Raw genomic sequence first — 14,709 nt, 5'->3', positions numbered from 1 at the left:
AAATATGTTGGTAGGCTAATATGAAAAGAATCTAACAATATAAAAAGAAAAAAAGGATTCTTCTCAATTAGTAAGAAAGATTGTCTATAGAAGTTCATAAAATGTAATATATTCAATTTCCATCCATTGAAGGGGGAGGTTAAATCTTAATGAATGAAGTGAAAAATTTCTTTCGAAGTAGAGGGTTCCAACGGTTTCTCGTTTTAATAATAGTAGCGCTTGTATTATATGGATTAAAAAGTATGATCAATTTAATATTAATTACGTTCATACTTACATTTTTAATGGATCGGTTTCAACGTTTTATTTCAAAGAAATTGAAAGTGAATCGGAAAATTGTTATCGCATGTTTGTATATAATATTAGTTACTTTTATCGGCACAACATTATATAAATATTTACCTGTACTAACGATACAAATTTCCCAATTGATTTATCAGTTTAGGTTGTTTTTTCAAAATCCACCTGATAATGAGATCATTAAATATGCACTTTCAACAATTAATGGGATGGAAGTATCAAAATATATAGAACAAGGTGTAGATGTCATATATCAATCGATTGCAAATATAGGAAAAGTCAGTTTGCAAATACTACTTTCTCTTATTTTAAGTTTATTTTTCTTGTTAGAAAAAGAACGCATAATATCATTTACTTCGAAATTTAAAGATAGTAGTCTGAAGGTTTTTTATGAGGAGATTGCATATTTTGGTGAAAGGTTTGCAAGATCGTTCGGTAAAGTAATTGAAGCACAGTTTTTAATTGCGGTTGTCAATTGTGTACTCACTGTAATTGCACTTGTGATTTTAGGATTTCCGCAGCTTCTTGTATTGGCCGTCATGGTCTTTCTACTCGGTTTGATTCCTGTTGCCGGTGTAATCATTTCCTTGTTTCCACTTTGTATTATTGCTTATAACGTAGGCGGAGTAATGTACGTTGTATACATACTTGTGTTCATTACAGTAATCCATGCTCTTGAAAGTTATTTTTTAAATCCGAAGTTTATGTCTGCGAAAACGAATTTGCCAATCTTTTATACATTTATGATTCTCATCTTCTCAGAACATTTCCTTGGAATATGGGGGCTTATTATCGGGATACCAATCTTTATCTTTTTATTAGATGTACTTGATGTAAACAATGAGGAACAGTTTAAAAAATAGGAAATGATAGAAAATAACTGATGTTTTCAAGGAACAATCAAAAAAAGCAATCCAAAATAAATTGGATTGCTTTTTTGAATAAACGATTAAAGAACTGGAGCCATTGTTTCTTTCAATACTTGAACAGAGTGATCGAATTTTAATTCTTCTTCTTCACTTAATTCCACTTCTAAAATTTCACGAACACCGCCGCGATTTAAAACAGCAGGTACGCCGATATAAACATCTTTTTGACCGTATTGGCCTTCTAAGTAAGCTGATACTGTTAATACGCTATTTTCGTCGTTTAAAATCGCCTTTGTAACACGTAGAAGTGACATACCGATACCATAGTAAGTTGCACCTTTTCGCTCGATAATATGGTAAGCTGCATCACGAACGTTTATGAAGATTTGGTCTAAATCTTCTTGCGTGTATGTGTTGTCTTTATCAAGAAGCGTTTGTAGTTTTTGAATACCGACTGATACGTGACTCCAAACAGGAAGTTCCGTATCACCATGTTCCCCGATAATATAAGCATGAATGTTGTGTGGACCAATATCGAAATACTCACCTAACATATAGCGGAAACGAGCAGAATCAAGAGTTGTACCAGAACCGATTACGCGTTCTTTCGGTAAACCAGATTCTTTCCAAGTTACGTAAGTTAAAATATCGACAGGATTAGTTGCGATTAAGAAGATACCATCAAATCCGCTATCCATAATACTACGAACGATTTGTTTAAAGATTTTCGCGTTTTTCTCAACTAAATCTAAACGTGTTTCGCCTGGTTTTTGTGGTAATCCAGCCGTAATGACTACAAGATCAGCATCTTTACAATCTTCGTAGCTACCTTTCCATACTCTAGTTGGAGCTGGAGCGAATGGAACAGCATGACTTAAATCCATTGCTTCTCCTTCAGCTTTTGCCTCGTTTACATCAACTAAAACAAATTCTTCAGCTACAGCTTGGTTAATCATGCAGTAAGCATAACTACATCCAACTGCTCCTGTTCCTACTAATACAACACGGTTAATCCCTTTTTTCATTTCAAAATTCCTCGCAATTTCATTGATTTTATTATGTAAGATAATACGTCTTACTTCTATAGAGTCATATCTAGTTTATTACACTTTATAAAAGATATTCAAGTAATTGAAAATGTATCCGTGCAATTCTTTGCACGAAACATAGGAAGTAAGTGAACCGAATATAATGCAATAAAATCCTTTATCGAAGGGGAAAAGGGCATGATGCATCCATTAACGATGGAAAGAATGCTCCATATTATTAATGTGGGGCTCGTAAAAACGAAGAATCCAAAGCAAATTATTATTGCTGGTGCAGGAATTTCAGGATTAGTTGCAGCATCGTTATTGAAAGAATCAGGGCATAACATAACAATTTTAGAAGCAAATAATCGAATAGGCGGAAGAATATATACGATTCGTGAACCATTTAGCTCTGGTTTATATTTTAATGTAGGGCCAATGCGAATTCCTGAAACACACGAGTTAACTTTAGCTTACATTCGTAAATTTAAATTACCATTAAATCTTTTTATAAATAAAACCACTTCAGATATTATTTATACGAATAATATTAAAACGAGATTGAGCGTATTTGAAAAAAATCCAAGTAAAATTGGATATCCTGTTTTAGAGAACGAAAAAGGGAAAACGGCAGAAGAGTTAATGTTAGTAGTATTAGAACCCATACTAAATTTTATAAAAAAAGATCCTAATAAAAACTGGATTATCGTTGAAAAAAAGTATAAAACATATTCGCTCGGCTCATTTTTAACTGAATATTATTCAGACGGTGCAATAGATATGATTGGGGTACTTCTTGATATGGAAGCTTATATGGGAATGTCTTTAATTGAAGTATTACGGGAAATGATTTTTTTTACTTCAACGACGAAATATTATGAGATAACGGGTGGAATGGATGTATTACCCAATTCATTTTTGCCACAGCTAAAGGATAATATTTTTATGTCATATAAAGTAGAGAAAATTATACAAGAAGATAATAAAGTAATGTTACAAGGAAATCGTGAGCAAACGTTAGAGCGATTTACTATAACAAGTGATATTGCTATTATCACAATTCCATTTTCAGCGTTACGATTTGTAGAAGTTCGGCCATATCATTTATTCTCTTATTATAAAAGACGAGCAATTCGTGAATTAAATTATATTGCTGCAACTAAAATTGCGATAGAGTTTAAAAGTAGATTTTGGGAGAAAGCGAGACAGTGTGGCGGTAAATCTATTACAGATTTACCTATACGATTTACATATTATCCGAGTTATGGCATTCAAACACCAGGGGCGGCTATCGTTTTAGCGAGTTATACGTGGGCAGATGAGGCGTTAACGTGGGATAGTCTCCCGCAAAGAGATCGCATTCGTTACGCATTAAAAAATTTAGCAGAAATATACGGCGACATCGTCTATAGTGAGTTTGTTACTGGAACATCTTTTTGCTGGAGCCAAAATCCGTATTCTTGCGGCGCATTTACAGCTTTCGAACCGGGCCAAGAACTCGAGTTATTTCCGTATATTACACCACCATCTGGGAAAGTGCATTTTGCCGGAGAGCATACGACATTAACACATGGGTGGATGCAAGGAGCAATAGAGTCTGGAATTCGAGTTGCTTATGAAGTAAACGAACAGTGAAGATATATTTACAAATCACTATTCTTTTAATAAAATGATTAGTATAAATCGTAATTATTACGCTTTGAATACGTTTGAAATAAAGAAATGGATGGTCGATCAAATGAAAAAAGTAGAAATTCATATATTAGGTGGCTTTTTAGGTAGTGGAAAATCAACATTATTACAAAATTTATTGTTAGCGGAGAAAAAGAAGAATAGAAAAGTTGCAGTATTAATGAATGAAATTGGTGAATACTCGGTAGATACAGATATTATTGGAAAAGAGAATGTTTTAAGAGAGCTTCTGAAAGGATGTATTTGTTGTACGCTAAAAGAAGAGCTTGAAATACAATTACATTCGTTATATCAGCAAGAAAGACCAGATGTCATTTATATAGAAACGACAGGTGTTGCACATCCAATTGAAGTGTTAGATGCGTGTGTATCACCAATTTTAGCACCTTTCCTAGAAGTGAAATCAATTGTCGTCGTTTTAGATGCAGTAAGGTGGTTAAATCGAAGTGTATTAAGTGCAAACGTTCAGCAATTATTGCATGAGCAACTGAAGTTTGGTAGCCACATTTTAATTAATAAATCAGATTTACTAACAGATGCGGATAAGAACAAAGTAATTGAAGAAGTGAAAGCAATAAATAATCATGCGAAATTGTTTGAAACAAAATATTGTAATATATCTTTAGAAGACATAGAAGCAGCTGAACTTACGAATGATAGGGAACATGAGACACTACATGTAAAACAGCATTTGCATATACAAACGATGACATATCAATTTACGAAATCAATTGATCAAGATAAATTATACGAATGGCTTTCGAATTTACCAGATAGTATTTATCGTGTAAAAGGTTTTGTGAAATTTCATGGGGACAAATATCCTCACTTATTCCAATACTCGTTCGGGGTACCGACTTTACTGGAACAAGACTTCGGTTTCCCAACGAACCTGGTAGTAATAGGGGAAGGGCTAGATAAGAAACAATTGGCTGAAGGGTTAGAGAAAGTGGAACTTAATTCTAATTAAGATTAAAGGGAGCTGCCACATAAGTTGATGAAAACGACTTATGTGGCAGCTTTTTATTTTTTGTGAATAAGCATATAGATACTTGTATTCATTTTAAATAGTCACTCTTTTAGTATTTTCGTTTTCCAAGAGAAACACTTATATTAGAGCCTCTACTAATTTCAACTTTGCGACCATCTAATTCTATTGTTCGAGAGCTTGCAGTAGGATTTTTAATTAGACTGTACAGATAATCTGCTTTAGTTGGTAGTAGTGTGTTTAGGATTTTTTTCACAGGCTCGTTTAATACCGGATCATCACTTGTAATATACATTCTATATGCGCTATCATCTGAGGAAGAAAAATAAAAATACATCATGTTATCATATCCGTCTTTACCATTTTTATTATATATATATTCCGAAGAGCGTTTGAAAAATCCAGAATCAATTAGTATATTCTCAATTTCTTTATACTTATCCTCATCTTTCGCAGGAATAGAATCAGGAACAAAATAAGGACTTACATTAATTGCACTATACATAAACTTTGCAAATTGTTCTCTTGTTACATTCAGTTTTCCGCCATATTGATAGTTTCCAATTCCGTTTGTAATACCATTACTATACAATGAACGAACAGAGTTTGTTGCCCAATGATTATTTGGAACATCATAGAAAAGGTCGTTTGTTTTTACAGGTAAATGAAACGCTTTTTGTAAGATAACAGCCATTTCATATCGAGTTAATGTATCATCAGGTCTAAACTTGTCAGTGCTATTGTCCCCTGTCATGATTCCTTTTTGAGCAACTGCTTTAATATTGTTTTCGAACATATGCCCATGAATATCAGAGAAATGTTTGCTTGTAGATCCGGTATTTTCTAGTTTTAAGTATCTTGAAATAATCGCAGCTACTTGCCCACGAGTTACATTGTCCCCAAATCCAAATTTTCCGTTACCATAACCATTCATGACATTTTGTTCAGTTAAATGGTCAATCGAATCTTCAGACCAATGCCCTTTTGGTACATCGATGAAACGTTCAGTTTGTGCATGAGCATTCGTTGCACCGAATAATGTGGCGGTAATTAAGCCTGTTGCAAGTACATGTTTAAAATTCATTATGATTCCTCCTAAGTATATAAAACAATATTTTCTCACTCATATCCGTTACTTTTAAGTGATAATCACTTATCTATTATATTAGTATATTTAGTTTTTGTAAAATATGGATTTACTTTCGGAATATTGCTTAAATATATTTGGTGTTATAAGAGGGAGGGAAGTATAAAAAGTTAACTGACGGGGCGTTGATTCATTCTGATTAGGGATGTGTTATAAAATTCTTACTAATTAATAGCTGGTCAAAAGAAGACAACCTTTGTTGGGGTATAAAAAATGCTTGCAGATTTTGTCTAACAATAATAATTGTAAAATTCAGAAATATATTTATAATCAAATCTAAGAGGTGATTCAGGTGTCAGAAAAGATAATAATGGATGTAAAAAATCTAACAACAAAAGGGTTAGAAACAAGAGAGAAATTATTGTGTGCTGCAGAAGAAGTGTTTGGTAGTAAAGGATATTACGAGGCTTCTATCGTGAATATTACACAAGAAGCAAAGGTAGCGCACGGAACTTTCTATAATTACTTTCCATCTAAAAAAGATATATTTGATGAATTGATTCGCAGATTGAACCGTGAGTTACGCTTAATTATTAAAGAAGAAATGAAGGGGATATCAAGTTACGAAGAGGCACAAAGAAGAGGTTTTCAAGCATTTTTTCGATGGGTGAAAGATCGTCCTAATCTATATAACATTGTACAACAGGCGGTAGTTGTTGATGATAACTTATATAGATGGTACTATGCAAAGCTCGCAAATGGATTTTTAAAAAGTTTATCGGCTGGTATGGAAGCGGGGGAGTTTAAACAACTTGATAAAGAAACAATTGCGTATTGTCTTATGTCAATTGGGCAATTTCTAGGAATGCGATGGGGGTATTGGGAAGAGAAAGATGTTCCGGAAGATGTATTTGAAGCAGCGATGTCATTAATATTTGAAGGATTGAGAAAGAGATAAGGGAGTGGGGAAAATATGCAAGGCATTGCTTATTGGATTGAAAAACGGGCCTATTTACATCCAGATCGCATTGCCATTATTACAGATGAGGAGGAAATGACATATAAACAGTTACATGAGTATGTAAATAAAGTAGCTGCATATTTAATTTACGATTTACATGTGCAAAAAGGAGAAAGGATAGCTATTTTATCGCAAAATAGCTTGGAATATATTGTGGTTTTATTTGCTATAGCAAAAGTAGAATGTATTGCTGTTCCACTGAATATACGGTTAACAGAAAATGAACTTATATTTCAGTTAGGGGATAGTGGAACTACAGTTTTATTTGTAGAGGAAACATTTCAAAATATGGCACTGTCAATGCAGAAGGTATCGTATGTACAAAGTGTGATTTCGATTAAAAGTTTAAAAGAAATAGAAGATAGAAAAATTGATAACTTTGAAGAGATAAATGAAAGCGCATCCTTTATTATATGTTATACCTCAGGGACAACTGGAAAACCGAAAGGAGCTGTACTTACACAAGAAAATATGTTTTGGAATGCGCTAAATAATACATTTGCGATTGATCTAACTATTCACGATCGCTCCATTGTATTACTGCCTTTATTTCATATTGGTGGGATTGGCTTATTCGCATTTCCAACTTTATTTGCAGGTGGTGTAATCATTGTTCCGAGAAAATTTGAGCCAACTACAGCTCTTTCCATGATAGAAAAACATAAAGTGACTGTAGTGATGGGAGTACCTACAATTCATCAAGCATTAATGAATTGTGAGAATTTTGGAACTACAAATTTGCAATCAGTTCGCTGGTTTTATAACGGTGGTGCTCCGTGTCCAGAAGAGTTGATGAGAGAATTTATAAATAGAGGATTTTTATTTGGTCAAGGCTTTGGTATGACTGAAACATCACCAACCGTATTTATGCTTTCAGAAGAAGATGCAAGACGTAAAGTAGGCTCAATTGGGAAACCAGTTTTGTTTTGTGATTATATACTTATTGATGAAAACAAAAATAAAGTTGAGATTGGTGAAGTTGGAGAGTTACTTATAAGAGGGCCAAATGTAATGAAAGAGTATTGGAATCGGCCAGATGCAACAAAAGAAACGATTCAAGATGGTTGGTTATATACGGGAGATTTAGCTAGAGTTGATGAAGATGGTTTTGTATACATTGTCGGTAGAAAAAAAGAAATGATAATTTCCGGTGGTGAAAATATTTATCCACTTGAAGTAGAGCAAGTCATTAATAAGCTTTCGGACGTATATGAGGTAGCGGTCGTTGGTAGGCAACATGTAAAGTGGGGAGAGACTCCAATCGCCTTTATTGTGAAAAAAAGTAGCAGTGTATTAACTGAAAAGGAAGTCATTGAACATTGTCGTTTATTTCTAGCAAAATATAAAATACCGAAAGAGATTGTTTTTCTAAAAGAATTGCCTAAAAATGCAACTGGTAAAATTCAAAAAACACAGTTAGCAAATCAATTGAAAAGTAGGTGAAGAGATGACGATGTACAGCACGGGTCAAAAGGCGTCATGTAGTAAAACAATAACAGAAACGGATTTTGTATTATTTGCAGGTTTAAGTGGGGATTTTAATCCAATCCATATTGATCATGAGTATGCGAAAAAAACTAGATTTAATCAAAGAATAGCACATGGTTTACTAACTTCTAGTCTATTATCGCAATTGCTTGGTATTCATTTACCTGGAAAAGGATCCGTTTATATGGAGCAAACTATTAAATTTACAGCACCAGTTTTTATAGGAGATACAATTACAGCAACGGCTACAGTACAAGAATTTATAATAGAAAAGAGAGTTTTGAAATTGTTAACGGAGTGTCATAACCAAAAAGGAGATTTAGTATTAACAGGTGTAGCTACAATGATGGTGCCAAAAGAAGGAGGAGTAGTCTAATGAATATTGGGATTGAAGCGACTGGTGTTTTCTTCCCAAAAGACGTAGAGACGGCTGCAGATCTATCTAAAAAAACAGGTATTCCTGAGCACATTATTATAGAAAAGTTTGGATTATATGAAAAACATGTCGCAGATGAAACGATGCATGCATCAGATTTAGCTATTGCTGCTGCAAAGCCAATATTATCACAAGTAGATCCTCAATCTATTGATGTAGTCATTTATTTTGGCAGTCCACATAAAGATTACCACGTATGGTCTAGTGCCCCAAAAATTCAGCATGAACTTGGATTAAAAAATGCTTATGCTTTTGAAATTATGAATGTTAGTTCTTGCTTTCCTATTGCTCTCAAAGTGGCAAAAGATATGCTCTACTCCGATAACTCAATTGAAAATATATTATTAGTAGGTGGATGTAAAGAATCTCAAATTGTAGATTATGATAATCCACGCTCGCGTTTTATGTTTAATTTCGCTGATGGCGGAAGTGCAGCTTTAGTGAAAAAAGACGCTAGAAACGGTGAAATATTAGGAAGTGCGATTATAACAGATGGTTCATTTCATGAAGATGTTCGTATTCCAGCAGGTGGATCGAAGCAGGTTGCGAGCTACGATACAGTTGAGAATCGACAGCATTATATTGATGTAATAGATCCTATTAGTATGAAAGAACGTCTAGACAGGGTTTCAACTCCTAATTTTGACAAGGTTATTCGGGAGGCGTTAAGAAAAAGTGGATTTACTCCTAAAGATATTAAAGTATTGTTACCACTGCATACAAAACGTTCTATGTTAATAGAATTGATACAGGGGCTAGGGCTAGCAGAAGAACAAGTTGTATATTTAGATCATTATGGACATATGTCAGCGCTTGATCCTTGCATTGGTCTTCATTTTGCAAATGAACAGGGGAAATTACAGGCCGGAGATATTGCAGTAGTAGTTAGTGCAGGGACTGGGTATACGTGGGCAGCGACTGTGATTAGGTGGTAGTAAAGATGAATTTTATCAAAAAAATTATATGTTGTTTTTTCATTGTTACTGTGAGTCTAGGGATGTTTGCTTCTTTAGGGAGTGCCTCTGCTGTAAAATATGTGAAATCATGGGGGAGTGAGCTAGATACTTCTAAGTTATTAAGGACACCAGTGGCGATGGCAAGGGATGCAAAAGGATTTTTGTATGTTGTTGATATGGGGAATAATAGAATTTTGAAAATAGATAAGAATGGAGAAGTTGTTGATGCTATAGGAACTTTAGGTGAAGGTCCGGGACAGTTTAATATGCCATTTGGTATTGCTGTTGATAAAGAAGGTAATATTTTAGTTGCGGATACAGCGAATTATCGTATTCAAAAATTTAATGAGGAGTTTCAATTTATTAAAAGTTGGGGCACAAAAGGTAAAGGAAGTGAGCAGTTCTCGTTTCCTAGGGAAATTGCAGTAGATAGCGATAACAATTACTATATTACGGATGAATACAATCATCGAATTCAAAAATATAGCCCGGATGGGCAGTATATTCAAACAATAGGGAGTTATGGAAAGGCGAATGGAGAAATGGCTTTACCACAAGGAATCGCGATAAATAAACAGGACGAGGTCTATATTGCAGACACATATAACAATCGTATTCAAGTGTTTGATAAAAAAGGGGAGTTTCAACGAGTAATCGGAACAGGAAGTGCAGGTTTAGGCCCATATCAATTCTACCATCCAAGAGGAATAAATTTTGACTCAACATCTGGATCGCTATATGTAGCAGATACATATAACAATCGGATAATGAAATTTACAAATAAAGATCAATTTTTATATACAGTAGGTAACTTTTTTCAGTTTGTTTATCCTAATCAAGTTCTTCCGGATGGTAAAGGGAATATCTATATAACGGATACGGGAAATAATCGTGTGCTTTTATATAATGAGGTAGGCCTAACAGCGGTAATGAAGAAAACCATAGGTAATGAAAGGAATGGAAATACACAATATGCAGGACCTTATGATGTCGAAAGAGACACGAATGGAAATGTTTTTGTATCTGATTCCTTTAATCATCGAATTTTGAAATATGATGTATCTGGGAAGGTTGTTGGGAAGTGGGGAAGTTTATTTGGTGCTGGTGGATCACTAGGATACGGAAGTCTTCCGGGACAGTTTTATGTTCCAAGACAAATTGCAACAGATTGTTACAATAACGTGTATGTATCTGATTCTGTAAATCATCGTATCCAAAAATTCACCAATTCAGGGATAACGCTTGCTTCATATGGTTCATTTGGAGTATTACCAGGTTTTTTTCAATTTCCATCTGGAATAGCTATTGATAGTAAAGGAAACATATTTATAGCTGATTCAGAAAATCATCGTATTCAAAAATTTAATCCATTCTTTGTATATATGAAAGAATGGGGGAGAAAAGGAAGTGGAGAGGGAGAGTTTTTTCAACCTATGCAATTAGCAATTGATTCAAAAGATAATGTTTATGTTGTTGATCGGATTAATAATAGGGTTCAAAAATTTGATAATGAGGGTAATTTTCTTACAAAATGGGGTACAAATCATGGAGCTGGAAACTTAGATCCACTAGAAAATTGGAGAGAGGGTCCAGGAGATCTTTTTTTGCCAATAGGAATTGAAATCGATATAAATAATACGGTGTATGTCACAGATACTTCTAATAATCGTGTGAATATTTATAATGAAAATGGGGATTTTTTAGAGTCTTTTGGAAGTTTTAATGGTATGTCAGGGCAGTTTTTCTCGCCACAAGGAATAGATGTGGATAGCCAAGGGAATATCATTATTACAGATGGTTTACTCCAAAGAATTCAATTTTTTAAGAAAGCTAATTAATATTGGAGACTCAAAATGCTTGTTAGAAAGGATAGAAGTTTAATAGAGTGGGAATGCGGTTAAAATATTTATATCAAATTGTAAAGGTGTTTAATTGAAAGCGTAGAAGATACATGTATACTAACAATCTCGTTTATATTATTCAAAGAAAAAGTCATAATTACGGTTGGGTAACTTTGGCGTGTTTGATTCTATCAGAAAGTAAAGTATGGGGAGGATCACAATGTCGATGAAAAAACGTAAATGGCTAAGAATGATGGCTACTGGTTGTGTTTTAGGTTCGTTATTAATAACGACAGCTTGTTCAGGAAAGAAAACAAGTACAGAGGGTGACAAGACGATTAAGGTAGGTGTTCTTGCTTCATTAACAGGTCCATTAGAATCATATGGAAAACAAACCATGAACGGATTTGAATTAGGGTTAGACTATGCAACTGGTGGAACTGGCAAAGTTGAAGGGAAGAAGATTAAGTTTGTTGTAGAAGATACGGAAACAAAAGCTGATGTAGCGGTTAAAAAAGCTACGAAGTTATTAGAAGAAGAGAAAGTCGATTTTTTAGTCGGATCGTCTAGTTCAAGTGATACATTAGCGGTTTTACCATTAGCTGAAGAATATGAAAAAATAATGGTTGTAGAACCAGCAGTAGCTGATAGTATTACTGGGAATAACTGGAATAAATATATTTTTAGAACAGGTAGAAATTCCTCCCAAGATGCAGTCGCTGGTGCGGCGGCAATCGCTAAAAAAGATGTGAAAATAGCAACGTTAGCACAAGATAATGCTTACGGCCGTGAGGGAATTGCGGCATTTAAAGCTGGAGCGAAGAAATTAGGGGCAAATATTGTAAACGAGCAATACGCAGATACAAATTCGACTGACTTCACTGCAAATATTCAAAATATCATTAGCTCAAAACCGGATTATTTATTTATCGTTTGGGCTGGGGCAAATTCACCTTGGAAACAGTTGAAAGATATGAATGTGGAAGCGCAAGGTATTAAAATTTCTACCGGTGCACCAGATATACCGGCATTAAAAACGATGGATGCGTTAGTAGGAATGCAAGGTTTTTCTGTTTATTATCATACACTCCCGAAAAATAAGGTGAATGATTGGTTAGTGGAAGAACATAAAAAACGATTTAATGGTGCGGTGCCAGATTTATTTACAGCAGGTGGAATGTCAGCGGCAATTTCTATTGTAGAAGCTTTAAAGAAAACAAAAGGTGATACAGATGTTGATACGTTGATTAAGAAAATGGAAGGAATGGAATTTGATACACCGAAAGGAAAGATGAAGTTTAGAGAAAAGGATCACCAAGCGATGCAGACACTGTATTCTATCACATTGAAAAAGCAAGATGGTGTTGACTATCCGGTGCCAGTATTAGAGCGAGAATTAACGATGAAAGAGACAGAACCACCAGTTCAAAATAAATAGACTGAATTTTCTGTTGTTTACGTATAAAGAGGGCGTGCACCCTCTTTATACGTATTTCTTTCATACTTAAAGCTTTAAAAGGAGGGATTTCGTGACACATTTGCTAGAAACGAAAAATCTTTGCGTATCTTTTGGCGAGCATCATGTTATTAAAGATGTGAATGTAACAGTACAAAAAGGAAAGCTCATTTCCATTATTGGACCAAACGGTGCAGGAAAGACAACGTTATTTAATTTACTTAGTGGACAAATTTCTCCAACGAAGGGTGAAGTATATTTTAAAGGACGAGAGATTACAAAATTATCAATTTCGGATCGAACTCGATTAGGAATTGGTCGTTCTTTTCAACTTACAAATATATTCCCGGAGTTAACGGTACTTGAAAATGTTCGTTTAAGTGTTCAATCATTTGTTCAAGATTACTATAGTTTTTTTCCGAGTTCGGCAAAATTTAAACAACAAGTGGGAGAGGCGAGACGGTTCTTAAAAACGGTATTACTTCAGGAGAAAGAACATGTATTAGCGAAAGATTTAGCACATGGGGAAAAACGAAAGTTAGAGCTTGCGATGTTACTAGCTTTAAAAACGGATGTATTACTACTTGATGAGCCGACCGCAGGTATATCAGTTGAGGAAGTACCGGCTATTTTACAAGTGATTGAAAATATTAAGAAACATCCAGAAAGTACAATTGTACTAATTGAACACAAGATGGATATGGTACTAGGTTTATCAGACCATCTTATCGTTTTGTTCCATGGAGAGTTATTGGCTGAAGGTTTGCCTGAAGAAATGATGAAAGATGAGCGTGTACAAAGTGCTTATTTAGGGGGATTATATAGTGGCACTATTACAAGTGAATAATATAGAGACGTATTTAGATCAGTTTCATATTTTACAAGGGGTATCTCTTGCTATTGAGAAAGGAACGATTACTGTACTGTTTGGAAGAAATGGGGCAGGGAAGACGACGACATTACGTTCGGTTATGGGATTTCACCATATCGCACATGGTGAAATTTATTATGATCGTACACAAGTAAATGGATTATCTACACATTTAATTTCAAGGAAAGGAATAGGTTATGTACCAGAAAATCAAGGTATTTTTCACGATCTGACAGTAGAAGAAACATTCGCTCTTGCTAGGGGTAAGGGAGAAGAAGCGGAAGAGAAAATTGAGTGGATGCTTGAATTATTTCCAGATTTAAAGCAGTTTTGGCACAAAAAAAGTGGACTCTTAAGCGGAGGACAAAAACAAATGCTAGCAATTTCAAGAGCATTTATTAATAGTGATGGTTTATTACTTATTGATGAGCCGAGTAAAGGCTTGTCCCCTATTATGATAGAAAAATTAATGATAGCCATTTTGAAAATGAAGGAGAAAACAACAGTTTTACTCGTTGAACAAAACTTTATGATGGCTAGTCAAATTGGTGATTACTTTTATATTATGGATAACGGAAGAATTGTTCATAACGGTTTTATGCATGAATTAAAAGAGGATAAGGAAATGTGTCACAAATATTTAGGAATCTCTTAACATGAATCCGAGGTGAGAAGG

Annotated in this window: 13 protein-coding genes; 11 read left to right on the top strand and 2 right to left on the bottom strand. The window is 34.4% G+C overall.

Annotated elements, in window-relative coordinates; translation table 11 throughout:
• The first annotated feature begins 149 nt into the window (after window positions 1–149).
• Complete coding sequence (locus QCI46_RS18285; RefSeq protein WP_087980217.1) at window positions 150–1,163, top strand: AI-2E family transporter; 1,014 nt, start codon at window positions 150–152, stop codon at window positions 1,161–1,163.
• An 86-nt stretch (window positions 1,164–1,249) separates the two neighbouring features.
• Here the strand turns inward: QCI46_RS18285 and QCI46_RS18280 are convergent, their stop codons facing one another.
• Window positions 1,250–2,194 carry an L-lactate dehydrogenase gene (locus tag QCI46_RS18280; protein WP_327960461.1) on the bottom strand — a complete coding sequence of 315 codons (945 nt, stop codon included), beginning with the start codon at window positions 2,192–2,194 and terminating at the stop codon, window positions 1,250–1,252.
• Window positions 2,195–2,395: 201 nt separating this feature from the next.
• Between QCI46_RS18280 and QCI46_RS18275 the strand changes: the two genes are divergently transcribed.
• Window positions 2,396–3,832 (top strand): flavin monoamine oxidase family protein, encoded by a 1,437-nt coding sequence (locus QCI46_RS18275; RefSeq protein WP_353841076.1) that lies wholly within the window; start codon window positions 2,396–2,398, stop codon window positions 3,830–3,832.
• Window positions 3,833–3,935: 103 nt separating this feature from the next.
• Window positions 3,936–4,859, top strand: coding sequence for a CobW family GTP-binding protein (locus QCI46_RS18270; protein ID WP_353841075.1), 924 nt, complete (start codon window positions 3,936–3,938; stop codon window positions 4,857–4,859).
• A gap of 109 nt (window positions 4,860–4,968) precedes the next feature.
• On the opposite strand, the gene QCI46_RS18265 is transcribed toward QCI46_RS18270, so the two are convergent.
• A complete protein-coding gene (locus tag QCI46_RS18265; RefSeq protein ID WP_088608635.1) occupies window positions 4,969–5,961 on the bottom strand; it encodes an S-layer homology domain-containing protein in 993 nt (330 codons plus the stop codon).
• A 355-nt stretch (window positions 5,962–6,316) separates the two neighbouring features.
• Here QCI46_RS18265 and QCI46_RS18260 point away from each other — a divergent pair, with 355 nt between their 5' ends.
• The 8 genes from QCI46_RS18260 to QCI46_RS18225 all read left to right on the top strand — a co-directional run bounded on the left by QCI46_RS18260 (window position 6,317) and on the right by QCI46_RS18225 (window position 14,688).
• Window positions 6,317–6,922: a TetR/AcrR family transcriptional regulator gene (locus tag QCI46_RS18260; protein ID WP_001290799.1), complete on the top strand. Its 606-nt coding sequence runs from the start codon at window positions 6,317–6,319 to the stop codon at window positions 6,920–6,922.
• 15 nt (window positions 6,923–6,937) lie between these two features.
• Complete coding sequence (locus tag QCI46_RS18255) at window positions 6,938–8,428, top strand: o-succinylbenzoate--CoA ligase (protein ID WP_353841074.1); 1,491 nt, start codon at window positions 6,938–6,940, stop codon at window positions 8,426–8,428.
• A 4-nt stretch (window positions 8,429–8,432) separates the two neighbouring features.
• Complete coding sequence (locus QCI46_RS18250) at window positions 8,433–8,849, top strand: MaoC family dehydratase (protein ID WP_088608633.1); 417 nt, start codon at window positions 8,433–8,435, stop codon at window positions 8,847–8,849.
• A complete protein-coding gene (locus QCI46_RS18245) occupies window positions 8,849–9,844 on the top strand; it encodes a 3-oxoacyl-ACP synthase (RefSeq protein ID WP_088608632.1) in 996 nt (331 codons plus the stop codon). Before QCI46_RS18250 ends, QCI46_RS18245 begins: the two co-directional genes overlap by 1 nt.
• A 62-nt stretch (window positions 9,845–9,906) precedes the next feature.
• Window positions 9,907–11,703, top strand: a complete 1,797-nt coding sequence (locus QCI46_RS18240) for a 6-bladed beta-propeller (RefSeq protein ID WP_353841899.1) — start codon at window positions 9,907–9,909, stop codon at window positions 11,701–11,703.
• A gap of 223 nt (window positions 11,704–11,926) precedes the next feature.
• A complete protein-coding gene (locus QCI46_RS18235) occupies window positions 11,927–13,144 on the top strand; it encodes a substrate-binding domain-containing protein (protein ID WP_353841073.1) in 1,218 nt (405 codons plus the stop codon).
• A 91-nt stretch (window positions 13,145–13,235) separates the two neighbouring features.
• Window positions 13,236–14,009 (top strand): ABC transporter ATP-binding protein, encoded by a 774-nt coding sequence (locus QCI46_RS18230; RefSeq protein ID WP_098088469.1) that lies wholly within the window; start codon window positions 13,236–13,238, stop codon window positions 14,007–14,009.
• On the top strand, window positions 13,987–14,688 hold the full coding sequence (locus QCI46_RS18225; protein WP_353841072.1) for a branched-chain amino acid ABC transporter ATP-binding protein: 702 nt from the start codon (window positions 13,987–13,989) through the stop codon (window positions 14,686–14,688). Before QCI46_RS18230 ends, QCI46_RS18225 begins: the two co-directional genes overlap by 23 nt.
• Window positions 14,689–14,709 lie beyond the last annotated feature (21 nt).

This window comes from Bacillus cereus group sp. RP32 (assembly GCF_040459735.1).
Classification (GTDB): domain Bacteria; phylum Bacillota; class Bacilli; order Bacillales; family Bacillaceae_G; genus Bacillus_A; species Bacillus_A wiedmannii.
The sequence above is the reverse complement of the archived record's forward strand: the minus strand, read 5'-3'. Positions and strand labels throughout refer to the sequence as shown.

Coding starts and splice junctions, on each gene's coding strand:
- QCI46_RS18285 (WP_087980217.1), top strand. CDS start 150: ATGAATGAAGTGAAAAATTTCTTTCGAAGTAGAGGGTTCCAACGGTTT.
- QCI46_RS18280 (WP_327960461.1), bottom strand. CDS start 2,194: ATGAAAAAAGGGATTAACCGTGTTGTATTAGTAGGAACAGGAGCAGTT.
- QCI46_RS18275 (WP_353841076.1), top strand. CDS start 2,396: ATGATGCATCCATTAACGATGGAAAGAATGCTCCATATTATTAATGTG.
- QCI46_RS18270 (WP_353841075.1), top strand. CDS start 3,936: ATGAAAAAAGTAGAAATTCATATATTAGGTGGCTTTTTAGGTAGTGGA.
- QCI46_RS18265 (WP_088608635.1), bottom strand. CDS start 5,961: ATGAATTTTAAACATGTACTTGCAACAGGCTTAATTACCGCCACATTA.
- QCI46_RS18255 (WP_353841074.1), top strand. CDS start 6,938: ATGCAAGGCATTGCTTATTGGATTGAAAAACGGGCCTATTTACATCCA.
- QCI46_RS18250 (WP_088608633.1), top strand. CDS start 8,433: ATGACGATGTACAGCACGGGTCAAAAGGCGTCATGTAGTAAAACAATA.
- QCI46_RS18245 (WP_088608632.1), top strand. CDS start 8,849: ATGAATATTGGGATTGAAGCGACTGGTGTTTTCTTCCCAAAAGACGTA.
- QCI46_RS18240 (WP_353841899.1), top strand. CDS start 9,907: ATGTTTGCTTCTTTAGGGAGTGCCTCTGCTGTAAAATATGTGAAATCA.
- QCI46_RS18235 (WP_353841073.1), top strand. CDS start 11,927: ATGTCGATGAAAAAACGTAAATGGCTAAGAATGATGGCTACTGGTTGT.